We start from the raw sequence: 21641 nt of genomic DNA, 5'->3' as shown, positions 1-21641 counted from the left end.
TTGAGGTTGAACGGCTGGAAGATATTCAGTTCCTGGCTCCATTCAAGTTTTATCGTAACGAACCTCGTCGAATTACCTGGAAAGCGCGGGTGGTCCGTGAGCGTAAGGGTCTGGTTGCCGATGTGTGCCTGGAATCTACCCTGGCGGCGAAAACTCGCCCGAATGAAGTTGTCCAGCACTTTGCCGGTAAGGTATACCTGAATCCTCAATCCACCAGGCCGGCATCGGCTGCTGCCCAGCCTCCCCGCTGGAATGGAGCTTATACGGTTGCCGGTGAGGAAATTTACCGCCTCTACTTCCATGGCCCGTCCTTTCAGGTTTTGGAAGGCGTTCAACGGGATGGCGGTAAGGTGTTAGGCAAAGTAAGGGAATCTCTGCCATCCATCACAGAACAGCCGGTTACCCTGGTGACGATGCCCATTTTGCTGGAAGCGATTTTGCAAACTGCCGGCGTCTGGGAAGCTGGCGCTACCGGAACACTGGCGCTGCCGCGTTCGATTGGCAAGCTGGTTCTGTATAGGAACCGACCCCAACCCGGCAAACCTTTATTTGCTGAGGTGGTTCCGATGCGGTTATCGGATGGAAGTGTTTCATTCGACGCCCGACTGGTGGATGAGAATGGCACGCTGTATCTGGAAGTCAAAGATTACCGCACAGTGGCTTTACCGTATTCGGTGGATGCGGCTTTGTTGAAACCGATGAAGTTGCTGGTGAACGGCACGGATGCTACGCTCTAAAGCGCAGAGCCTTGTCCAAATCATGTGGTGCATGGGTGAGGTTTCCCCGGATTGGGGAGACCTCACCGTTTCGGATTGGATGTGGCTATCCCCGACAGAAAAGGAAATGCTGATCGGGATGCGTTTCCCCAAACGGCGCAGGGAATGGCTAAGTGGCAGGTGGACGGCAAAGCAGTTGTTATTACGTTGTTCACCCCGGCTGGCCGGTAAACCGCTGACTGAAATCAGTATTGAGAATCACATCAATGGCAATCCGGTGGTTTTTGTAGAGGGTCAAATCCTGCCGGGTTGCTTAAGTCTTTCGCATCGTGAGAATCAAGCCGCAGCTGCGTATCTTACCAATAAGGATGTGTTTGTGGGGATTGATCTGGAATGGATTGAGGAGCGGCATCCGGCATTTTTGCAGGATTACTTTACGGAAAAGGAAATTGAATGGGTCACTGCTGCCCCAAATCGTGAGCATTCGCTGCGCACAACCCTGATCTGGAGTGCGAAGGAATCTGCCTTGAAGTCCTTGCGGGTGGGTCTGGCGGTGGATACCCGGATGGTAGAAGTACATCCTTTGGAAGACGAATTTCCGCAAGGATGGCGGAAAGTGAATTTTCACAGTAATTTGCCGGAAGAAGGCTATCAATTACACGGTTGGTGGCAGAAGCGGGAAAATTTCATCATCACAATTGTGGTCAATATGCCCGCGAGTCATAAGCCAGTGTTTGATATTAAAGAAATCCATTGGTAAGTCAGTTGAAGTCAATCAATGCAAAGATGGAGAACCGCAAAGGTTGATGTTTATCCGTGTATTAACTTTCGGTTAAAAAGGTTTAGACCGGTTGTACGGCTGAGCCAGCCAGCTGGTGAACCGGCTGATAACGCTCCAGTTCCGGGGTGGTCTGGATGCCCAATATATTCAATAAACGAATGCGCTGGAGGTATGCCGCGCCCGTCAGGATTTGAAGAGCAACATCCACCACCGAGCGGTTTTCCGGCTTTTCCAGATAAGTTCCACGTACCCATTCATTGAATGCGCCCATGGCCGGTCCGCACCAGATCTGGTAATCCATCTCGCGGCCGGCTTCACCGCTGTTTGACCAGCGCGAGGAAAGCCCCAAATACCAGCGGAATACCAGCGCCATTTTATGACGGGGGTCCTTTTCGGCGCGTTCCAGCTGGCGTGGGTCGCGCTGCTGGAAAAAGCGCACGGTATCCTGCCAGATTTCTTCAACCGGGCGTTTGAAGACGGTCTTTTCCAGTTTCTGGATTTCTTCAGCAGGAACAGCCTCCAGTGAAGGGTAGCGGGAGTACAGTTCGTACAGTTTGGAGGCACGCATGGCAAACATGGTGCCCCGCTTCAGTACCTGCACCTTAACACCCATTTCGAACATGTCGGCGGCGGGGGCCATGGTCACATCGGCCATATCGGCTTGTGCCAGTAGTCGGCGGGTGTGCTCAGAAGCGCCGGCCTCCACGCAGGCCTGATTGACCGAACCGGTTACAATGTAGGCGGCTCCCATCGTAAAAGCCGCAAGGGCAGCATGAGGTGTGCTGATACCGCCTGCCGCCCCAATGCGAATGGGGGCGGGGTATTGCATTTGAGATTGAATTTCATCCCGCAAAGTTATAATGGATGGCAGCAGACCCACCAGAGGGCGGTTGTCGGTGTGTCCGCCCGAATCGGCTTCTACGGTGATGTCATCCGCCATGGGGACAAGTCGGGCAAGGTTCGCCTGAGTTTCACTCAATTTGCCTTCCTGCACCAGTTGATTCAATAATTCATCCGGAGCGGGAAGCATGAATTGACGGGCGACTTCCTTGCGGGAGAGTTTGGCAATCAGCCGGTTCTGGATAACGATTTTACCATCCGGCTGGCTGCTCAAACCACTGGCGCGGTAAAAAACCAGAGCGGGTGTTATTTCCAGATAGGCCGAGGCCTCCACCGTGCGGATGCTGTGCTGGACATACAATTCGGCTGCCCGCCATTCCATGGCAGGTTCGTTGGGGCTGTTGATCAGGTTAAAGGCGAAGGGACCTTGGGGTAGGGCAGTTTTGATCTCGTGGATTGCCACTTCGATGCGTTCCGGCGAAAGACCTGCCGCGCCGAAGGATGCCAGAAAACCGGCTTTCCCCATCGCAATCACCAGACGGGTCGAGGCGATCCCGTTGGCCATGGCGCCGCTGTAATAGGCATAACGGCAGCCATGCCAATGACAGAAAGCCGGATCGCCGAGCGCTTCAATGGGGAGGGGGGGCAGGGTTGCCAGCCAGCGGTGAGGAGCGGCTGAATTTTGATCGGCTGCGCTCAGCCTACCTTCTCTGGCCACCCATACATTCTTCCCATCGGTCAGAACAAATACGGGTTCATCGAGAGATAAAAGCGTCTGTCGGATGCTTTCTACCTCACTGGCTAAACAGGTGGGATTCCCCGACCAGAAAATTTCCAACAAATGGTTTTGAAGACTAGGTGAGCGGAAGCGTAAGGGATTCATGGCTGGTTGATACCTCTCAGGGTTAAACCCAAAAACCCTGTGCGGGTTGCGGTTAAAGGTTGAATTTGGTCTCAAAAGAAAATTGCTGGCTGTGGTTATTCTTTCACATAACGCGGATAACCATTTTTGGCATGGTCGGCTTTGGAAAGGTCAATTTCAACGGTAACAAATGGTTTTTGTTGGTCGGTAACTGCCAGCAAATCACCCTGATCCGGTTCGGCGACCCAACCGCTGCCGCCCCAATCAAAACCCGCTCCTGTTGCCCCCCAACGATTGGAGGAAAGACAATAAGCCCCACTCATCACGGCGGCAACGCGGCCGCCCATTACCCATTTATCGGTAGTGGCTTTTTCGGTTGCACGCGGAGAAAGCAAAATCCGTACCCCTTGATGGGCGTAACTGCGGGCATGTTCCGTGAACCAAATTTCAGTACACACTAAAAAACCCACCTTCCCAAAACGGGTGTTGGTTGGGATGAATTGAACAGGCCCACGGTCGTACCAAGCGGCTTCCCAGAAGCCGGGTTCGTCGGGGAGGTAGGTTTTGTGGTGAACAGCACGGTAGCCATTTTCGGCATCCCAGAGAAAGGCTTCATTCAACCAGCGGCCGTTGCTGATCACCGGACGTGTGGCGGAAACTACCGCCGGGTTGAGTTCCGGCAGCCGTTGCATCCATTGGTCATGCTGGTGGACAAATTCAACCCATTTCTGCAAAGAAGGCTGATCTTCCAGCATGACCCAAGGCGCAAAGGGCATTTCGGGTAACAGCACCAGATCGCTGTGATTTTGCTTGACATGGTCAACCAGACCTGCCCAGTCTTCGGCTAAACCCTTTGGGTCATCGCGCAGTTGACAAACGGTAATACGGATCGAGCTCATTTTTTTCCTCAAAACTACCAAAATTCTCCATCCATTAAAGACTGAGGATAAGATTCAATCCTCCCACCACCTTGTGAGGGGGATTTTCAGTCTCCTAAACTGACGCCAACCAACCGTGCGCCCTGGATCCAGGCATGGTCGAGCGGGACAGCCTTTGTCTGATTAGCCACTTCAGCCAGCGGAGTGGTCACCACCGTGCCGGAGCGCGTCCCGACCATCACGCCAAAAACACCTTCCTGAATGAGAGCGGCACAGGCGGTTCCTAGCTGGGTGGCAAGGACACGGTCAGTTGCTGAGGGTGTACCTCCGCGTTGCAGGTAACCCAAAATCGTAATGCGGGTTTCCAGTTTGGTAAAGTCTTCCAAACGGTTGGCCAGATGCAGGGTATCACCCGCAGCACGTTTTTCAATGGTGCCCAGCCTCTGTTCAATCTCGGATTGTTCTTCTCCCTGCCGCAGACGGCGGTTGGCGAGGCGGGCTTTTTCAAAGAAACGCACACTTTCTTGAGAAATGGCACCTTCGGAAACGGCAACCAGAGAAAAGCGCTTACCTTTGTGGCTGCGCTGCAGAATGGCTTCGGCCACTTTTTCGGTGTGGTAGGGAATTTCCGGAATGAGAATCACATCCGCCCCTCCAGCAATGCCGGCGGCCAGGGTCAGCCAGCCGGTTTCGCGTCCCATCATTTCTACAATGATGATGCGGTGATGGCTGATGGCGGTGCTGTGTAATCGGTCAATTGCTTCGGCAGCCACTTCCACAGCAGTATCAAACCCGATGGAGGTATCGGTACCGGTCAAATCATTGTCAATTGTAACTGGCAGGGTGATGACGTTCAGGCCGCGCTGCATCAGGTAATATGCGCTGTTTTGAGCGTCGCTGCCGCCGATGCAGACCAGCGCATACAGCTTCAACTTTTTATAATTTTCCAGAATCTGGTCGGTGGCATCCTTCGCAACGCCATCAATGATAACGCGGTCGGGTCGGTCGCGGTTGGTGCCGAGAATGGTGCCGCCGGTGGTGAGAATGCCAGAAAATGCCGAACCTTCCAGCTCAACGGTCAATCCCTGCGCCATTCCGGTAAAACCGTCTTGAAAACCGATGATTTCCATTCCATACACCCCCGAGGCAGCCTTGCCTAGCCCACGGAGGGCGGCATTGATACCCGGGCTATCTCCTCCTGTGGTAAGAACCCCAATTCTTTTTTTCATAATACCTCACTTTTCCCCTGTTTCTGTCGCGTAGAGTTTTTTGTATTTTTCCAGATCAACCGATGCAATATAAGGCAGATTGCGCCCTTTTTCGTCAATATCCAGTCCATAACCGACCACAAAATAATCGGGTATTTCAAAGCCCAGATAATCAATGTGGATATCAACTTTGTGGCGAGCCTTTTTGTCCAGCAGAGCGCAAATTTTCAGGCTGCGGGGCTGGCGTTCTAAAAGTAATTTGCGAACCGTATAAAGGGTGTAACCGGTATCCACAATATCGTCAATCAGGATGACATCCCAACCATAGATGTTGGTTTTGTGGTCGGCGTCAATGCGCACAAAACCGCTGGATTGGGTGCCGGCGTAGGAAGAAACCAGCATGAAGTCCATGGTCATCGGGCGGCGGATGTGGCGCATCAGGTCAGTCATGAACATCACACTACCCCGCAGTAAGCCCAATAGCAGCAACTTATCGCTATGTTGGTAATCCTGTGTTATCTGTTCACCTAAATCAGCCACTCGCTGCTGGATTTGTTCCTGAGTGATGAGAATTTCGCCGATAAATTCATAGGGGAATTTTAACCGCGGGTTCATGTTGCTCACCTCGCTGAGGATAGGGGATAATTAATCACGAATGAATCATACCACGAACTAAAACAGGGACATGCTATAATTTTGTTATGGATGTTGTAACCATCTCCCGTCAGATGGGCAGTTGGGGTTCGGTGATTGGCAGGCTGATCGCCGAGCGGATGGGGTATCAGTTGGTCTGGCGGGACCTGATTAATCAGGCGGCCTTGCGCGCAGGAGCGCCGGAAGTTGCTCTGGCAATGATTGATGAACTGGGTTTGCTGGGGGTCAATCCCACCGGCCAGCAACAACAGGATTACTTAAACGCTGTCAGTCAGGTGCTGCATGAACTGGCCGATGCCGGCAGAGTGGTGATCATCGGCAGGGCGGGACAGGTTGTCCTGAGAGGACATCCACGGGTATTTCACGTGCGTGTTGTTGCGGATGAAGAGGTGCGTATCCAACGGATTGTGGAGGAAAAGAAGGTCAATCCGAAAGCTGCCAGAGCGCAAATTTTGGCCAGTGATCGGGCGCGAAAATTGTACCTTGCGCGCTATTATCAGGTGGATTGGAATGACCCCTGTTTGTATCATCTGGTTATCAACACGGGAAGGATCAATTGCGAAGTGGCTGCCGAAATGATCTGCCATGTGTTGAGCAGAATCACCGTCTGACCCTTCAGAGAATTTTATCGAGAGAAAGAGGTATTCTTTCATTGTCGCAGGATGAACAAAAAAGACCTGTGTTTGCACATCCGGCAGAGGAAATTTTTGCCCGTATTTTAGATTTTTACGGAATTCGCTGGGAATATGAACCGCACACTTTTCCTCTGGAATGGGACGAGAATGGCAATGTCACCCTTGCCTTTTCCCCAGACTTTTACCTGCCGGAGCAGGATTTATACATTGAACTTACCACGCTGAGACCGCAGCTGTCCACCCGCAAAAACAAAAAAATCCGGCTGATGAACCAGTTGTACCCGCACATCAAAATCAAACTGCTCAAACGACGGGAGATGCGCGACTTAATGGTCAAATATGGATTGTTTGACGAAGCCAATCATTTGCAAGGGACGGAGGCTCAAAAGCGAAACGATGACGAATGACGATATTCTGGCAAAATACGGCGAACTCGGCAGGGATATTCGTGAAATCCTGATTACGGAAGAACAAATTCGTCAGAAAGTTAATCAGCTGGGGGAGCAGATTTCTCAAGATTATGCGGATAAAAATCCGGTGCTGGTGGGGGTTTTAAAGGGCGTCCTCTTCCTGATGGCTGATTTGTTGCGGGTCATCACCATTCCCAATGAGGTGGATTTTCTGGCGGTTGCCAGCTACTCCGCCGAAGCCCGTCAGCGGGGGATGGTGCGGCTAATCAAAGACCTGGAAATTCCCATTGATGGTCGGCATGTGTTGTTTGTGGAAGATGTGGTTGATACAGGCCTGACGCTGGGTTATCTGCTGCGCAGCCTGCGGGATCGCAACCCTGCCAGCCTGGAAGTGTGTGTGTTATTCAACAAACCGGCACACCGCTTGATTGACATCCCGTTGAAATACAAAGGATTTGACCTGCCGGATCGTTTTGTGGTTGGCTATGGGTTGGATTACAACGAACGCTATCGCAATCTGCCGTTTGTTGGACTGCTCAAGCCGGAAGTATTGAAGGGGAAAGTTAAGGATAAATGAAACAAACACCCCCGGCTGTTCGACCGGGGGTGGAATGAGCAGGGGCTCAAAGTAACCTACTTGCGTTCCTCGTCGTTTTCCTTGGGCATCCTTCTCTGGCTTTTACTTCCCGTTTTTTCAGGGGAAGGGGTTTTCCGCAACCCACCAGGAAGCGAATGCACCTTCCGGGGTGACTGTACACAGTCTTTTTAGGTAATCTGTTTTTAAGGTTTGACCCTCAAATTCTCAGTTTTACCAAAAACTCCCGGTTACCCGTCGAGGAGCCATCAATTCCTTTGAGCTCCCTGCACTTTTATTATAGGAAAATTGGCAATCGGAGTCAAGTATTTTTGATGATGTCTGGACAAATTCGTGGTGAATTTTAAGTTTTTTAATTCGGAAAAGCATACTTACACGAAATTTTGGTTTAATCATTTGGCCTGTATATTAACTCTTCAACCGGTTGATTGTTGAGCAAATGTTGAAAGAAAATTCTTTCCGCACTTTTTTCATCAATGTTCCAGTAGTAAATTCCATCCGGTTGAATCACCATTGTTGCCCCATTTTTGCAAACATCCAGGCAGCCTGCCAGTTGACACTTGACACGGGCGGGGGCATCAAAATCATCCAGATGGTATGCCTGAATTAACGAAAGCAAATGTTCAAATACCCTTTGGGCGGCCGGGCGGTCAGTGCATTTGCCGTTACCGCAAATGTAAACCCGCCGGACTGGAAAGCCTGCTGTGGGTGAAGCGGGATTTTCGGGCATGATTTACTGACCGAAAAGGTTGATAAGGGCTTCCGGCAACAGTCGCCGCCAGGCCGGGTAATTATGACCGCTGGGACTTTCCCTATATTGAAATTCATACCCTTTTTGGTCGAGCAACGCTGCCATTTGGCGGTTTGTTTCCAGCAGGGATTCGAACATTCCACAGTCCAGCCAGATCTTGAGCGGCAGGGTTTCTTGATGCTCGATCAAGCTCCACACCACCAGTTTTTGATCGCCAATGGCGAATGCACCGGATTGGGACAGCACTTTACCAAACCATTGCGGTAAACGCAAAGCGGCATAGAACGCCATTAACCCGCCCAGCGAAGCGCCGCCGATAGCCAGGCTGCCTTTTTCATCGTATGGGGAGAGAATGTTCAGATGCTGCAATGCGGCCGGGATCACCGCCATTTGCATAAATCCGAGGGTTGCTTCGGAGCAAAAATATTCCATCGTGCGGTAGCGCCTGCCATTTTCAATTAATGCCAGGGCAACGGGCTGAATTTTTCCCAATTCAACCAGTTCTTCGATCAGGTAGGGGAGGAATGCCCGTTCCAGGTATTCTTTACCATCCCACATCACCATCAAAGGGACGGGTTCCTTCGTTGGGGGTTGGTAAAAATGGACTTTGCGCTTTTTACCGGCCAGCAGTTGATTTGTGGGGAGGCGCAGGCTGGTCAGGCTGCCTTTGAGCGGGGGCGGTTCTTTGGGGAGGAAATTTTCCATCTCGGAGGATGGGAAGGTGAAGAAGTGATTGAATTTTCCCATCCCATTGGGTGTGCGGTGAGGATTGTGAGGATCGTGAATGCGGCGATTATTGCGGAGAAAGGCATACTCAATGTAAGACCCCCACGGTAATTCGAAAGAATAGATCCATAAATCATTTTCAAGCAGCTCAAACTGGATTGGATGTTCTACATCCCAGCAATTCAAATCCGAAATAATGGATGGCGGATGATCACCCAGCCAACAGAGATAAATTTTGTCATTCAAAATCACCGGATTGCCCGATTCCAGCAAATGGGAGCGAATTAAGTGGGAAATTTCTGAATTTTCCATAGTTGCTCCAAATGACCTCTTTTCTTTTATCTGATATTGAGTATACTTGCAATTGTGAATTCGGATGGGTATTATCGTTTTGCAAATTCCATGCCGCGTCAAGGCATGGATATTCTTTTTGAAATGTGAGTAAGATTACAAAATGAAGAAAAAAATCGCCGTTTTGGCCAATTTGAAGAAAAATGCTCCCCGCTGGGAGGAAATGCCGGCCGATCAGTGGGATGATCTGGATTCTGAATCAACCGTCAATGCTATTGTGAATGCCATCCGCTCCGGCGGTTACGAGGCAGAATTTTTTGAGGGTGATCTTCGCCTGGTGGAGGAATTGGAACGCTATCAACCGGATATTTGTTTCAATATCTGTGAGAGCCACTTCGGAGATGCACGAGAGGCTCAAATTCCGGCTTTGTTGGAGATGATGCGAATCCCCTACACAGGCTCCAAAGTGCTAACCCTGGCGTTAGCCCTGGATAAACCAATGACCAAGCGTGTACTGACCTATCATGATCTGCCTACGCCCGATTTTCAATCCTTTGAACGCCCAGATGAACCACTGTCGGAAGGGATGCAATTTCCTTTGTTCGTTAAACCCAGCCGGGAAGGCACCGGGATGGGAGTCAGCGCCAATTCCATTGTTCACAATGAGAAAGAATTACGCCAACAGGTGGCTTACATCCTGGAAAAATATCGGCAGACGGCGCTGGTAGAACGTTATATTGAAGGACGGGAAGTGACGGTGGGCATGGTCGGAAACCTGATCGGGCCGGTTGCCCGCCGATTGCCGCAAAATTTGAATGCCCCTCGTATTCAAGCCGGGCTTCGCTTTTTCCCGCCGATGGAAGTGGACTTGAAGCCGTTTGCAGAGAGCGACGTGGTTTATTCAAACCGGCTGAAAGTGCAGCTGGCCGAGGATCTGAACTACCTCTGCCCGGCTCCGCTGGATGATGAAATGATAGATGAATTGAACTGGCTGGCAGCGGCTGTTTTCCGGGTATGTGGATGTCTGGATGTGGCCCGAGTTGATTTTCGGTTAGACGCGAACGACAACTGGAAACCCTACATTCTGGAAGTAAATCCGCTGCCGGGGTTGTCTCCGGGAATTTCGGATATTGTCATCGAAGCGGCAGCCGATGGTATCAGTCATAGCGAACTGGTGCTGATGATTTTACACACAGCCATGAAACGCTATGGGATGTTGGATTGAGTTTATTTAACTAAACTGAGAAAAATCACGACCGGTTCGATGTAGAAACCGGTCGTGTTTTTCACTTAATTCTCTTCTTCCTCGTCCTCAAATTCAAATTCGTCGAAATCTTCTTCTTCTCCACCATGGGCGTGGCCGTGTTCCAATTCTTCTTCTGTAGCAGCGCGCAGGTCAAGGATTTTGACGTCAAATTCGAGGGTTTTACCCGCCAGCGGATGGTTGAAATTCAGCCGAATCGAGTCTTTGGTAACCCGGTCAATGGTTGCCAGCAAAGTTTCATCATCTTCGTCTCGAATTTCCAGTTCGGTGCCAACTTCCAGTGGAATTTCTTTGGGAAAGTCGCTGCGCGGAACTTCCATAAAGGCTTCAGGATCTTCATCACCATAGCCGTCTTCCGGTTTGACGATCACTTTTTTAGAGTCACCGACGTTCAACCCATATAATTCTCTTTCCAAACCCGGAATAATGTTCCGGTAGCCCTGCAAGAAGATCAAGGGATCTGATTCTTCTGAGGTATCAATAACTTCGCCGTTGACGGTCAAAGTGTACGCCATGGTGACGACCACATCATCGGCAACCACTGTGGGAGCGGCTTTTTGATTCATGTTTATCTCCAATCTTTCTGGACTTGCCCAGAGCAAAATGTATTAACTTTTAAATTATAACATCAAAACAGTCTTATTCTCCAAACACTTCACATTTTATTGGGCTTTGTGGAGAAGTCAGTTTTTCCCAGTGAAGAATTGCCTCGTCAAAAGGTAGATTGGAACGCCAATGATCAGGTATGATGTGCGTCCAATGAATTTTCTGAAAAGCAGTGTGTTCCAAGGCAACAAATTGCTCGCAGAGTCGCGATAAGTAAATACGCTCAACCGCAATCACGCCATCGGTCAGATCGGATGGAGAAAACACCTCATCTGAGGTTAGTTCTGCTGCGAAGAACGAAAGTGCCTGATGATCCATCAAAATATAATTGTCCCACGCCATTTGAGTTTGCAATGAAACTTGCTGAATGAAACGAGGGTTGAGCGTTTTATCTGTTGTTATTTTGAATGCGCTCAAAGGAAAACTCTCTTGCCCGATTGGCGAGGGATAAATCGGCTGCAGGATGATTTTGGGTTCTGGAAAATAGAGGATCAGGCCCCAAACCGAGATGAGTTCCGGTTGGTTTTTCTCCAGTTGATCAATGTGAATTAATAAGATATTTTGCTGGTGGGGTGAAGCAGGTCGGCTAATTTCAGCGGTATTCCCTATATCGCCAGCTGCCTCAAGCGATTTTTGCGCAATAAAAATCCCTGCCGCCAGACAGGCAAGGAAGGCGAGGATGGATAGGAGGAGGATCAATTTGCGCATTTTATGGTTATTTTTTATTTTGACATTTGGGAATAGGAATGCTCTTTGGTCGTCCCGGGCGATTGCTGGTGGCAGAAGGGTTGGTTTGTTGAATTACAGCCTGCAAGGCAGAGTAAAAGGGGTGATAAGTCTGCCGCCCGGTCAGCAAGGCGGTTTGATTTCCGAATGGGTTGCCAGCAGGGGGAGGATTCAAACTGGATAAGAATACCACCCCCATATAAAGTTGAGAACGCATCTGAATCAATGCCTGCTTCAGCCACTCTGCTTGTTGTACCGATTGAGCATACTTTTGATCGGCTATGTCTATTGTACCATCGGGTGGGTTAATCAAGGTAACCCAGAGGATGCCTTCCGCATGATCATTGTTCAACATGGTTTGGCGAACCAGTTCGTAATGCCGCAGGGCAAAAGGATCCTCTCCGGAAGCAGGGCGAGCGGGGTCACCACTCAGTACCGGCATCTGAATGCTCAGCACCGGCATCCATGTTTTTGCTCCACAGTTGTATAAATCCTGAAGGAAATCGAGATCATCCCAATCCTCCCTGTCTGAAGCGGGATTCAGGGGTTGAAGACCACCGGCAATCAACAGCAGGTCACTTCCACGTGAGTTAAGGGCAGTCTTGACCTCCATAAAGAAGTTTGCGTATTGACAGGGATCAGGGGAATTGCCCCAACCCTGGCGTGTATTGGCTGCCGGCAGCAATTCGACGGCACGCAGTGTGGGCTGGTAACGCTGGTAAAGCCAGAAAAGCCACTGCGCGGTAATATCGGCGTTCAGTCCTGTTTCGGTTTTTGCCCAGCCGGGTGGATTGTAAAGGCGAAGCATGACCACTGTCCCGCGTCCGGTGAGGGCGTTAAAAACCGCATCCAGTGCGCCTAATTCGGGCGAACTGGAAATTTGCGGCATAGCCTCTGCCCAATCGAGCGGAATGGCTACCCAGTCGAGGGGTAATTCACCCAGCAGCTGAGCGCCTTCAATGCTCAATGTGCTTTGTGGATGAATCCAGGCTCCGTAACCAAAATCTGGCGAGCCGGGTACACCACGAACGGCCTGGATGGTTTGTAGTGGAAAGATCAACAAACACAGGAAAAATCCAACAATTCCCGATTGCAAAGCACGTTTCATGGAAATCACCGCAGGAATTGCAGAAAGTGGGGGATTGAAAAACCGACAAAGAATCCGAACAAACCGCTGAAGATCACTATGGACAGGTAGAATTTCAGGTCAGGTGTATTTTTCAACAGAACCGCCTGTCGGATCAAATTACGCAGCCAAACCGAGCGGGTGAGAAGGTCAATTGCCACATCCCAAAAGATCAATTCGCATTTGTTATACAGTGAACCATTCATGATCAACCTCCAGTTCAACGGGATGAGGTCAGTTTGGTGATTTTCCCCTCAGCATTTACGACGGCTCGGATGGTGTGCCGGATTGTTTGACCGTTAGCCGTGGTCGCTTTACTCTCAAAAATTAGCAAAAAAGTGGTGCTGGTTTGAGGTTTGACCTTGGGGATTACTCCACGCACTTCGGGGTGTTTTTGATACACCTGCCGGCATACAGTTTGGAGGACTTTGGCATCCATGAGTGCTTCCTGTATTTTTATCTGACTCGGCGGCGCAGAAATGCGGGAATATCCAAATCGGCTTGAATTGCGGCCGGTTCCTGGGCTGGGGAGGTTTCAGAACGCTCTATGACCGGCAGGGGGCGGGGCGCCGGGTTGGGAACTGCCACTGCTTCGGGCTGTTGGACTGGACGAGCAGTAACCCTGGGTACTTCAATCGGGGTTGCTCCAATCCCGGTCAATACCATGATCACCTCGACCCGATCTCCCATGCGTTCATCGGTGATCACACCGGGGATAATTTCGGCCTGATTGTTGGTTTTTTCCTGCAATTCGGTCAGGGCTTCCATGACTTCCATAAAGGTCAGGTCTGAGCCGGCGGTGAAGTTGACGATAATGCCGGATACATTTTCAAGATGAATATCATCAATCAAGGGGTGGTGGAGAGCCTGTTCGATGGCTTTCTGAGCCTTGCGTTCCCCCTGACCGAAACCAATGGATAACAGCGAGCCACCCCCGGATTGCATCACGGTGCGGATATGGGCAAAATCCACATTGATTAACCCGGGTTCTGTGATCAATTCAGAAATACCCTGAATGCCCTGTCGCAGGACATCATCCGCCAACCGGAAAGCCATTTCGAGGGTCAGGTCTCGCGAGGCAATTTTCAGCAGCCGGTCGTTGGGAATGGTAATGAGGGTGTCTGTATAGGGGCGCAGACGCGCCAGCCCCTCGCGGGCATTGGTTTGGCGGCGTCCAATTTCAAAACCAAACGGGGTGGTGACTACGGCAACCGTTACTGCACCCAAGGCGCGAGCCACCCTCGCAGCAATGGAAATTGCTCCGGTTCCAGTGCCGCCGCCCATGCCGGCGGTGAGAAATACCATATCTGCGCCGGCCAGCGCGGAATTGAGCTCTTTGTAACTTTCCTCCGCTGCGGCTTCGCCAATTTTCCAGTCACCGCCGGCGCCCAGTCCTCTGGTCAGCCGCGGCCCCAGTTGAATTTTGGTGGGCGCAAGGCTGTTTTTCAACGCCTGAGCATCGGTGTTGGCTGCAATAAATTCGACGCCGCTGATACCCAACTCGATCATGCGGTTAATGGCGTTCGATCCACCGCCACCTAAACCGATGACCTTCAAAACTGGCTTATGTAATCCGCTGGGTGATGTGGATTGAGATGAGGGGGTGTGAATGGTCATGTTCATGGTTTTCCGCTCCTTATCTACCAAGATGCAATAGTCGTGCCAGCCTCACTCCAACCAGTCAATCTGGCAGCCTTGTTTTTGTAAAGTTTCCAGAAGATCTGCCGGAACTTTTTCGGCTGTTACTGCCATAGTAATGCGGTTTGCCAGTCGGGCTTCATCCAGTGAGAAACCTATTGTAGGAAGATGCTGCAGGATGAAAGTTGAATGTTTTTGCAAAAGAGAAGCAAGATTGACTTCTCCATTTTCACCGAGATAAAGGTAATGCTGAAGGGGACGAATTGCTTTTCGCAAGGAGTCTTCATCCAGAATTCCATGCACCAAAGGTCGCTTCGTCTGAATGTTTTTTGCAGCACAAAGGTGAAAAGCTGCTTTGCGCGCCGGTTGAGTTTCTTCAAACCAGGCAAACGGCGAAAAATTCGTATCCTGCTCGGCGCTCAGCAGCCAGAAATTTACGCTGATGATTTCTTCAGGCAAAATGAGCCCCGTGCTGCCAGCGGCGGTTTGGGGCATGCTGGAGGCGCTTAGAAGGTTGAGAATTTCAACATAGTTTTCATCTATTTCGGGCAATTTTGCAGAGTCCGCTTGCAATGTTTCAGGCGCAGCGGGCAGCCCTGCTTGCAGAAGTATCATCGGGGACTTTTTTTGAAGCACTGCTTCACTGATCGCGCTGTACCAATCAAAGGTGCAGAAACCACGCTGATCTTGCGAGTGGGGGGGAGTGAAGTAGGGACGGGCTTCCGGCCAGCGTTCCGGACCTCCTTCCCCCCAGTTCAGCGGGCGTTGAAAAGTCCAGCCATAAACGGAGAGAATCAACCGCTCCAGCAGCATGTTTAACTTGCGGCGTTCAATCGCCTGTAAAGCAGCCCGCAGGAAGGTGGTATCCCAAAAACTTCCACCTGGTTCCAACGGTGGAAAAAGGGGATAAGCATCAGTCTGAATGCACAGTCCGGCGAGCGGTAAATAGCGATCCAAAAAACGTTCAACCAGATCTTGCTGAGCCCACTGATTTGCCGGCCAGGATTGATGGATATTGGGTCGGTCAAAAAACTGGTGAAAAGTTGCCCCCCAACTCGCATACGCTTCAATCAATGGGGAAATGGATTTCAGATCCGGGGGACTTTGCAGACTGATCGGGAATTGAACGATTGGCTGAATTCCAGCCTTTAACAACCCGCCAATGAAGTATTCGGGTATTGCCCGGTTGATCTCGGTGCGGAGCACCAGCCACCCAACACCCAAATCCATTAGAAGAGGCAGCCACTGCTGCAAGTCTTTTTCGGTGTAATGCAGAGTATCCGGGAAATAATGAAAACCAAGTTTCTGACGAGAAGAAAAAGGAAAAGGTGTAATCGAGTTCATGGTTTTTTCACCGGTGATTTTTCAAAACAGGGAGGATTGACGACTTAAAATGCAAGTTCTATGCCATTTGGAGAGAGTGAAACGTTAACCAATTTCACCAATAAAAATGGACTATTCTGCTATAATTCAACCAGTCATGATTCTGATAACCGGTGGTACCGGTTTTGTTGGTAAAGCACTTGTCCAACACCTGATTGCCTCCGGCAAAGCAGTGCGGATTTTGTTGCGCCCCTCCAAAGTTTCCCCCCAACTTCCGCGTGGTATTTCGGTGGATGCAGCTGTTTGCAGCCTGCGCGATGAGCGTGGCCTACGGGCAGCGATGCGTGGTGTGGATACAATTGTTCACCTTGCCGGCTGTGAGCGACGAAGCGGGCGGGGAAACCTGACCGAGGTAGATGTGCTGGGGACCCAGGGATTGGTCAACGCCGCAAAAGAGGCGGGTATTCAACGCATTCTGTATTTGAGCCATCTGGGGGCCGATCAGGCATCTGCCTATCCCCTTTTGCGCGCAAAAGGACTGGCCGAAAATATTCTGATTCGTTCGGGGCTGGATTACACCATTCTCCGTTCGGCGGTCATTTTTGGACCGGGTGATCAATTTACCACTGCATTTTCACGTTTGTTGCGCATTTCGCCGGGTTTTGTGCTGATTCCCGGCGAGGGGAGTTCCCGGTTGCAACCGGTTTGGATTGAGGATTTGGTTAATTGTCTGGCACTGGCAATTGAACGGGATGATTTGATCGGTCAAACCATTTCTATTGGCGGAATTGAAGCGCTTTCTTTTCGTCAGGTTTTGCTTTACATTATGGAGGCTGCCGGTGTTCATCGGCGGTTTTGGAGTGTGTCTCCCCCAACGCTCCGTTTGCTGGCGCTGATTGCCGATCAGTTCCCCAACTTCCCGGTTTCAATATACTGGCTGGATTATCTTGCGGTTGATCGTACAACCCTGTTGGATTCGATCCCACGCACTTTTGGAATATTACCAGCCCGTTTTTACCGGCAGCTGAATTACCTGACACAACCCATCAAACAACCTGGCCGAAAAAGGGGCTTTGTATTGTAGATGAGCGAAAAAGCCGTTTGTATTCATGGTCATTATTACCAACCGGTACGTGAAGATCCCCTCACCGGTGAGGTGCCCAAAGAACCGGGGGCACATCCCTATCGGAATTGGAATGAGCGGATTCATGATCAGTGTTACCGCCCCAATGCTGAATTGGGCAATTTCGAGAAAATCAGTTTCGATCTCGGCCCGACCCTGATCAACTGGATGATTTCCTATGACCCGGCCACCTTTGCCAGAATTGTCGAGCAGGAAAGGCGCAACTATCAACGTTTTGGGGTGGGCAATGGAATGGCACAGCCCTATCATCACACCATTTTACCGCTGGCAAATCGTCATGATAAAATAACCCAAATTCGATGGGGTATTGCCGATTTTGAATACCGATTTGGTCACCTGCCAGCCGGTTTATGGCTGCCGGAAGCAGCCGTTGATATGGAAACCCTGCAAATTCTGGCGGATGAAGGAATTGAGTTTACCATTCTTGCACCCTGGCAGTCCGAAGATTCTCAAGTAGACGTTGGACAACCCTACTGGGTAGATGTGGGGGAAAACCGGCGCATTACCGTATTTTTCTATGAAGCCGAGCTGAGCATGCGGGTGAGTTTTGACCCGCTGGCAACCTCCAATGGCGACCGATTCATGACCGAATTTATCCTGCCACGCCTTTCAACAAACGGTCATCCTTCGGATGAAGCCAGGTTGTTCATCATTGCTTCGGATGGTGAGTTATATGGGCATCACCAGCCTTTCCGCGATAAGTTTTTGTATTACCTGACTCATCGTGAATTTTCACACCCGCGATTGGTGCAGTTCACCTACCCGGGTTTATGGCTCAGACAGCATCCTGCCAGCCGTACAGCGCGCATACGCGAAAATACCTCGTGGAGCTGTCACCACGGTGTGGCACGCTGGAAAGAAGCCTGCCCGTGCGCTCCGAATGGCGATTGGAAGTCTAAATTGCGGCAGGCCCTGGATTGGGTTGCTCTCAAGGTGGATGAACAGTTTGTCAATTCAATTTCACCTTACACCGATGACCCGTGGCAATTACTATATGCCTATATTGAGGTACTGCATGGAAAGATTTCTGTGAGGGAATTGATTCAAAGAGAATTGAATCAGTCTCTGGAAGAGGATCAGCTTCACAGGATAGATTTACTGTTGCGGGCGCAGCTGTATAAACAACGCATGTTTACTTCCTGCGGTTGGTTTTTTGAAGATTTTGATCGGATCGAACCGCGAATTGTGGTGGTCAGTGCAGCGCAGGCGATCTGGTGGGTGCGACAGGCTACCGGCATTGATCTGATTCCGGCAGCCAAAGAGCGGTTGGCGGAGGTGCGTTCGTGGCGCTCCAGTCTGCGTGGGGATCAGGTGTTCATGAATCACATCGAGCGGCTGCGTTACGAACAGCTGTCCTTCCCCTTTGTACAGTCGGACATTGAGCGATTTTAGGTTAATCGGATTTATCTAAAAATTTGCGCTGCCATTCATATAATTTATTCAGCGCTTCGATGGGCGAGAGATTATTGATATCCAGTTTTTTCAATTCGTCCAGTAATGGATTGGTCTCTGGAAAGAGGGCAATTTGCCGGGCAGCCAGCGGGTCAATGCGTACAGCCTTTCCGGCTGAGGCTTCCAGCTGACGCAGAATTTCGGTGGCGCGCTGCACAACCGCCTGCGGCAGGCCGGCCAGTTGCGCAACGTGGATGCCGTAGGAGCGGTCGGCGCCACCCGGCACAATTTTATGCAGGAACACCACTTTGCCTTCGGATTCGCTTACGGCAACGTTGTAGTTGCGCACGCCGGGTAACAATTCACCGAGTTGGGTCAATTCGTGGTAATGTGTGGCAAAGAGCGTGCGCGCTCGCAGGCGAGGGTGATTGTGAATGTACTCCACGACTGCCCACGCAATCGAGAGACCGTCGTAAGTGCTGGTGCCGCGTCCAATTTCATCCAGGATCAGCAGACTGCGGTTGGTAGCATGGTGCAGGATATTGGCCGTTTCGACCATTTCCACCATAAAGGTGGACTGCCCGGCATGGATTTCATCCTGAGCGCCGATGCGCGTAAAAATGCGGTCCACCAGCCCGATGGTTGCCTGACGGGCTGGCACAAAACTGCCAATTTGCGCCATGAGAACAATCAAGGCAACCTGACGAAGAAAGGTGGACTTGCCACTCATATTCGGGCCGGTGATGATGCGAACCGTTTCTCCTGCTTCAAATACGGCATCATTGGGAACAAACCGTTCACCGATCAGTGTCCGTTCCACTACGGGGTGGCGACCGTCGCGGATATCCAGTGTGTTATCCTCGGTCAGTTGGGGTCGGCAGTACTCGCCGATGGCAGCCGCTTCTGCCAGTGAGGCAAGCGTATCCAGTTCCGCCAGTGCCGTGGCGCTGCTCAGCAGTTTAGGCGCAGCCACGGCAATTTGCAGGCAGACTTGTTGGAAAAGACGATTCTCTATTTCTCGAATGCGCTCCTCTGCGTTCAGCACCAACGCCTCGTATTCCTTCATTTCGGGGGTGATGAAGCGTTCAGCATTGACCAGGGTTTGCTTGCGGATGTATTCGGCGGGGGCAAGGTGGGCTGCGCCGCGAGAAATTTCAATGTAGTAACCAAAGACTTTGTTATATCCCACCTTGAGGGTCTTGATGCCGGTGCGCTCCCGTTCCACCTCTTCCAGCCGCGAAATCCACTCACGGGCGTGGGCGGATGAGTCAATCACCGAATCCAGCTCTGTTGAATAACCGCGGCGGATTATTCCAGTATTCTGCAGCGTAGCAGGCGGATCATCGCTGATAGCTGCTTCCAGAAGGTTTAAAACTTCAGGGCAGTCATGAAGGTTTTCCAGCAGCTCAGAAAGGTGCTTCAGATGGGAGGGTATCCGTTGCCGAATCAGCGGCAACAGGCGCAGGGTTGAGCGCAGGCTGACCAGATCGCGGGGGGTTGCGTGGCCGGTTACTATCCGGTTGGTCAGGCGTTCCAGATCAACCAGCGGCCGGAGGCTTGCCCTCAATTCGCTGCGCAGAATGCCATCTTCCAATAATTCAGCAATTCGATCCTGACGGCGTTGAATGGCAGGAATATCCAGGAGCGGTTTGCTCACCCACTGACGGATCAGCCGTTTGCCCATGGGGGTAACGGAGTGATCCAAAACGCTTAACAGTGAGCCTTCCATTCCACCGCTGCGCAAGGTTTCAGTAAGCTCAAGATTTCGGCGGGTGGCAGCATCCAGCACCATGAAATCGCCCAGCGTGTAGGTAGCAATCTGTTTCAGCAGGCGCAGTGCCGAAGGCTGGGTTTCTTGAAGGTATTGCAGGATTGCCCCGGCTGCGCGAATTGCCAGCGCTTTACCGCGCAAGCCAAAGCCATCCAGCGAAGCCACTTCAAAATGTCGTAAAAGTGTTTCCTGACAGCGCCCGCTTTCAAAACGCCAGGTCTGCCAGCGAGTCACATGTCCCGGCAGGTTATGATTGAGTTCCAATGCTTCCGGCAGAATAATTTCAGCCGGCTGCAGGCGAATCAGTTCAGCGCGCAGGACGTTTTCAGTATCGCCCTCATCGGTCAGTTCGGTGGCCAAAAACTCACCGGTTGTGATATCCACATAAGCAATGCCGGCGCGGTTATCCTGAAGGACAACCCCAGCCAGATAATTGTTGCGATCCCCCTTGAGCAGGGTTGGTTCAATGACCGTGCCGGGGGTAACCACCCGCACCACTTCACGCGGGAATAAACCGCGCGTGGGTTGACCGCCGACCTGCTCACAGATAGCGACGTGATACCCCTTCTCAATCAGGCGGGCCAGATAGTTTTCAACAGCGTGATAGGGTATACCAGCCATCGGCACGCGGTTGCCCTTGGCCACATTCCGCGAAGTCAGGACAATATCCAGTTCTCGGGAGGTGATTTCGGCATCCTGATCGAAGGTTTCGTAAAAATCTCCCAAACGAAAGAACAGGATGGCGTGTGGGTATTGGCGCTTGATTTCGAGGTACTGCTGGCGGATGGGGGTGACGTCTTCACTCATTCGATTTTTCTCAAGGTGGATTGAATTAATCCTTGCAAGTGGTTCACACGGCGGGATAATTCCACCTGTTGCAGGTAATTCTACCAAAAGAACAAACCATTCTACAGGGAGTATTGTATGCCTTATCGCTTTTTTGTTTATTTATCGGTTGTGCTAAATGGGGTACGTTCTATTTAAGCTGTAAGATGGAAGGAACTTGAAGAAGGCCTTTCAATTTTGTGGCTTGAAAAGTGGAATTGGCAATTCTACAATATAGCTTGTATGAAACTGACCAGTGTGATTCTGGTTATTGTTGTCGTGTTGACAGGTTTGCCGAATAATTTTTTTCAACCTCAAAGCGTTGAAGATCTGATTGTTTACGACGATCAATTGGCGGCAAACTGGTTCAACTGGTCTTGGGGCGGCAGCGTGGATTTGAACGCTTTGGACGTGGTTAATTCCGGCAGCCGCAGCATTCGGGTAACCTATGAGGGCTGGGGAGGACTTTCGTTTTACAA

General features: G+C 50.9%; 23 protein-coding genes. 9 read left to right on the top strand and 14 right to left on the bottom strand.

Translation table 11 applies throughout. From position 1 onward, the window contains the following. Positions 1-737 (top strand): polyketide synthase dehydratase domain-containing protein (locus tag ACWIZX_RS06135; protein WP_448335157.1); only part of this gene is annotated, 737 nt, incomplete at its 5' end. A 31-nt stretch (positions 738-768) separates the two neighbouring features. Next, positions 769-1476, top strand: coding sequence for a 4'-phosphopantetheinyl transferase family protein (locus ACWIZX_RS06130; protein WP_448335156.1), 708 nt, complete (start codon positions 769-771; stop codon positions 1474-1476). Between the two features lie 82 nt (positions 1477-1558). On the opposite strand, the gene ACWIZX_RS06125 is transcribed toward ACWIZX_RS06130, so the two are convergent. The 4 genes from ACWIZX_RS06125 to hpt (ACWIZX_RS06110) all read right to left on the bottom strand — a co-directional run bounded on the left by ACWIZX_RS06125 (position 1559) and on the right by hpt (ACWIZX_RS06110) (position 5900). Next, complete coding sequence (locus tag ACWIZX_RS06125) at positions 1559-3220, bottom strand: PfaD family polyunsaturated fatty acid/polyketide biosynthesis protein (protein WP_448335155.1); 1662 nt, start codon at positions 3218-3220, stop codon at positions 1559-1561. Between the two features lie 95 nt (positions 3221-3315). Continuing rightward, positions 3316-4098 carry a carbon-nitrogen hydrolase family protein gene (locus ACWIZX_RS06120; RefSeq protein WP_448335154.1) on the bottom strand — a complete coding sequence of 261 codons (783 nt, stop codon included), beginning with the start codon at positions 4096-4098 and terminating at the stop codon, positions 3316-3318. A gap of 86 nt (positions 4099-4184) precedes the next feature. Next, a complete protein-coding gene (locus ACWIZX_RS06115; RefSeq protein ID WP_448335153.1) occupies positions 4185-5306 on the bottom strand; it encodes a 6-phosphofructokinase in 1122 nt (373 codons plus the stop codon). 6 nt (positions 5307-5312) lie between these two features. Further along, positions 5313-5900, bottom strand: a complete 588-nt coding sequence (hpt, locus tag ACWIZX_RS06110) for a hypoxanthine phosphoribosyltransferase (protein ID WP_448335152.1) — start codon at positions 5898-5900, stop codon at positions 5313-5315. Positions 5901-5986: 86 nt separating this feature from the next. Here hpt (ACWIZX_RS06110) and ACWIZX_RS06105 point away from each other — a divergent pair, with 86 nt between their 5' ends. The 3 genes from ACWIZX_RS06105 to hpt (ACWIZX_RS06095) all read left to right on the top strand — a co-directional run bounded on the left by ACWIZX_RS06105 (position 5987) and on the right by hpt (ACWIZX_RS06095) (position 7561). Beyond that, the gene (locus ACWIZX_RS06105) at positions 5987-6550 is read left to right on the top strand and encodes a cytidylate kinase-like family protein (RefSeq protein ID WP_448335151.1); all 564 of its coding nucleotides are present in this window, start codon (positions 5987-5989) and stop codon (positions 6548-6550) included. A 68-nt stretch (positions 6551-6618) separates the two neighbouring features. Continuing rightward, positions 6619-6981 carry a hypothetical protein gene (locus ACWIZX_RS06100; protein WP_322794583.1) on the top strand — a complete coding sequence of 121 codons (363 nt, stop codon included), beginning with the start codon at positions 6619-6621 and terminating at the stop codon, positions 6979-6981. Then, complete coding sequence (gene hpt, locus ACWIZX_RS06095) at positions 6971-7561, top strand: hypoxanthine phosphoribosyltransferase (protein ID WP_322794582.1); 591 nt, start codon at positions 6971-6973, stop codon at positions 7559-7561. Before ACWIZX_RS06100 ends, hpt (ACWIZX_RS06095) begins: the two co-directional genes overlap by 11 nt. Before the next feature lie 406 nt (positions 7562-7967). Here the strand turns inward: hpt (ACWIZX_RS06095) and ACWIZX_RS06090 are convergent, their stop codons facing one another. Both ACWIZX_RS06090 and ACWIZX_RS06085 read right to left on the bottom strand, forming a co-directional pair. After that, on the bottom strand, positions 7968-8309 hold the full coding sequence (locus ACWIZX_RS06090; protein ID WP_448335150.1) for a (2Fe-2S) ferredoxin domain-containing protein: 342 nt from the start codon (positions 8307-8309) through the stop codon (positions 7968-7970). 3 nt (positions 8310-8312) lie between these two features. Continuing rightward, positions 8313-9368, bottom strand: a complete 1056-nt coding sequence (locus ACWIZX_RS06085; protein ID WP_448335149.1) for an alpha/beta hydrolase-fold protein — start codon at positions 9366-9368, stop codon at positions 8313-8315. 142 nt (positions 9369-9510) lie between these two features. Between ACWIZX_RS06085 and ACWIZX_RS06080 the strand changes: the two genes are divergently transcribed. Further along, complete coding sequence (locus ACWIZX_RS06080) at positions 9511-10572, top strand: D-alanine--D-alanine ligase family protein (RefSeq protein ID WP_448335148.1); 1062 nt, start codon at positions 9511-9513, stop codon at positions 10570-10572. A gap of 65 nt (positions 10573-10637) precedes the next feature. Here the strand turns inward: ACWIZX_RS06080 and ACWIZX_RS06075 are convergent, their stop codons facing one another. The 7 genes from ACWIZX_RS06075 to ACWIZX_RS06045 form a co-directional block, all read right to left on the bottom strand. After that, complete coding sequence (locus ACWIZX_RS06075; protein WP_322794578.1) at positions 10638-11177, bottom strand: FKBP-type peptidyl-prolyl cis-trans isomerase; 540 nt, start codon at positions 11175-11177, stop codon at positions 10638-10640. A gap of 73 nt (positions 11178-11250) precedes the next feature. Beyond that, positions 11251-11634 carry a hypothetical protein gene (locus ACWIZX_RS06070; protein ID WP_448335147.1) on the bottom strand — a complete coding sequence of 128 codons (384 nt, stop codon included), beginning with the start codon at positions 11632-11634 and terminating at the stop codon, positions 11251-11253. Positions 11635-11932: 298 nt separating this feature from the next. Continuing rightward, positions 11933-13051: a hypothetical protein gene (locus tag ACWIZX_RS06065; protein WP_448335146.1), complete on the bottom strand. Its 1119-nt coding sequence runs from the start codon at positions 13049-13051 to the stop codon at positions 11933-11935. A gap of 5 nt (positions 13052-13056) precedes the next feature. Beyond that, on the bottom strand, positions 13057-13275 hold the full coding sequence (locus ACWIZX_RS06060; RefSeq protein ID WP_322794575.1) for a hypothetical protein: 219 nt from the start codon (positions 13273-13275) through the stop codon (positions 13057-13059). A gap of 14 nt (positions 13276-13289) precedes the next feature. Further along, positions 13290-13508, bottom strand: a complete 219-nt coding sequence (locus tag ACWIZX_RS06055; RefSeq protein ID WP_448335145.1) for a hypothetical protein — start codon at positions 13506-13508, stop codon at positions 13290-13292. Positions 13509-13525: 17 nt separating this feature from the next. Beyond that, positions 13526-14692 (bottom strand): cell division protein FtsZ, encoded by a 1167-nt coding sequence (gene ftsZ / locus ACWIZX_RS06050; protein WP_448335144.1) that lies wholly within the window; start codon positions 14690-14692, stop codon positions 13526-13528. 45 nt (positions 14693-14737) lie between these two features. Then, a complete protein-coding gene (locus tag ACWIZX_RS06045) occupies positions 14738-16051 on the bottom strand; it encodes a hypothetical protein (RefSeq protein WP_322794572.1) in 1314 nt (437 codons plus the stop codon). Between the two features lie 136 nt (positions 16052-16187). On the opposite strand from ACWIZX_RS06045, the gene ACWIZX_RS06040 reads away from it, so the two are divergent. Together ACWIZX_RS06040 and ACWIZX_RS06035 are read left to right on the top strand one after the other, a co-directional pair. Continuing rightward, positions 16188-17114, top strand: a complete 927-nt coding sequence (locus ACWIZX_RS06040) for an SDR family oxidoreductase (protein WP_322794571.1) — start codon at positions 16188-16190, stop codon at positions 17112-17114. After that, positions 17115-18566 (top strand): DUF3536 domain-containing protein, encoded by a 1452-nt coding sequence (locus ACWIZX_RS06035; protein WP_448335143.1) that lies wholly within the window; start codon positions 17115-17117, stop codon positions 18564-18566. Position 18567: 1 nt separating this feature from the next. Here ACWIZX_RS06035 and mutS read toward each other — a convergent pair whose 3' ends face one another. After that, complete coding sequence (gene mutS / locus ACWIZX_RS06030) at positions 18568-21144, bottom strand: DNA mismatch repair protein MutS (protein WP_448335142.1); 2577 nt, start codon at positions 21142-21144, stop codon at positions 18568-18570. Positions 21145-21405: 261 nt separating this feature from the next. Between mutS and ACWIZX_RS06025 the strand changes: the two genes are divergently transcribed. Continuing rightward, positions 21406-21641, top strand: a 236-nt coding sequence (locus ACWIZX_RS06025; RefSeq protein ID WP_448335141.1) for a hypothetical protein, incomplete at its 3' end; no start/stop codon positions are given.

It is taken from the genome of Bellilinea sp., assembly GCF_053501535.1.
The sequence above is the reverse complement of the archived record's forward strand: the minus strand, read 5'-3'. Positions and strand labels throughout refer to the sequence as shown.

Bases quoted from the DNA above. Each gene is read 5' to 3' on its own strand.
- ACWIZX_RS06115 (WP_448335153.1), bottom strand. From the start codon at position 5,306: ATGAAAAAAAGAATTGGGGTTCTTACCACAGGAGGAGATAGCCCGGGT.
- ACWIZX_RS06090 (WP_448335150.1), bottom strand. From the start codon at position 8,309: ATGCCCGAAAATCCCGCTTCACCCACAGCAGGCTTTCCAGTCCGGCGG.
- ACWIZX_RS06060 (WP_322794575.1), bottom strand. From the start codon at position 13,275: ATGAATGGTTCACTGTATAACAAATGCGAATTGATCTTTTGGGATGTG.
- ACWIZX_RS06085 (WP_448335149.1), bottom strand. From the start codon at position 9,368: ATGGAAAATTCAGAAATTTCCCACTTAATTCGCTCCCATTTGCTGGAA.
- ACWIZX_RS06130 (WP_448335156.1), top strand. From the start codon at position 769: ATGGGTGAGGTTTCCCCGGATTGGGGAGACCTCACCGTTTCGGATTGG.
- mutS (WP_448335142.1), bottom strand. From the start codon at position 21,144: ATGAGTGAAGACGTCACCCCCATCCGCCAGCAGTACCTCGAAATCAAG.
- ACWIZX_RS06075 (WP_322794578.1), bottom strand. From the start codon at position 11,177: ATGAATCAAAAAGCCGCTCCCACAGTGGTTGCCGATGATGTGGTCGTC.
- hpt (WP_322794582.1), top strand. From the start codon at position 6,971: ATGACGAATGACGATATTCTGGCAAAATACGGCGAACTCGGCAGGGAT.
- ACWIZX_RS06120 (WP_448335154.1), bottom strand. From the start codon at position 4,098: ATGAGCTCGATCCGTATTACCGTTTGTCAACTGCGCGATGACCCAAAG.
- ftsZ (WP_448335144.1), bottom strand. From the start codon at position 14,692: ATGAACATGACCATTCACACCCCCTCATCTCAATCCACATCACCCAGC.
- ACWIZX_RS06035 (WP_448335143.1), top strand. From the start codon at position 17,115: ATGAGCGAAAAAGCCGTTTGTATTCATGGTCATTATTACCAACCGGTA.
- ACWIZX_RS06040 (WP_322794571.1), top strand. From the start codon at position 16,188: ATGATTCTGATAACCGGTGGTACCGGTTTTGTTGGTAAAGCACTTGTC.
- ACWIZX_RS06080 (WP_448335148.1), top strand. From the start codon at position 9,511: ATGAAGAAAAAAATCGCCGTTTTGGCCAATTTGAAGAAAAATGCTCCC.
- ACWIZX_RS06065 (WP_448335146.1), bottom strand. From the start codon at position 13,051: ATGAAACGTGCTTTGCAATCGGGAATTGTTGGATTTTTCCTGTGTTTG.
- ACWIZX_RS06045 (WP_322794572.1), bottom strand. From the start codon at position 16,051: ATGAACTCGATTACACCTTTTCCTTTTTCTTCTCGTCAGAAACTTGGT.
- ACWIZX_RS06105 (WP_448335151.1), top strand. From the start codon at position 5,987: ATGGATGTTGTAACCATCTCCCGTCAGATGGGCAGTTGGGGTTCGGTG.
- ACWIZX_RS06125 (WP_448335155.1), bottom strand. From the start codon at position 3,220: ATGAATCCCTTACGCTTCCGCTCACCTAGTCTTCAAAACCATTTGTTG.
- ACWIZX_RS06055 (WP_448335145.1), bottom strand. From the start codon at position 13,508: ATGGATGCCAAAGTCCTCCAAACTGTATGCCGGCAGGTGTATCAAAAA.
- hpt (WP_448335152.1), bottom strand. From the start codon at position 5,900: ATGAACCCGCGGTTAAAATTCCCCTATGAATTTATCGGCGAAATTCTC.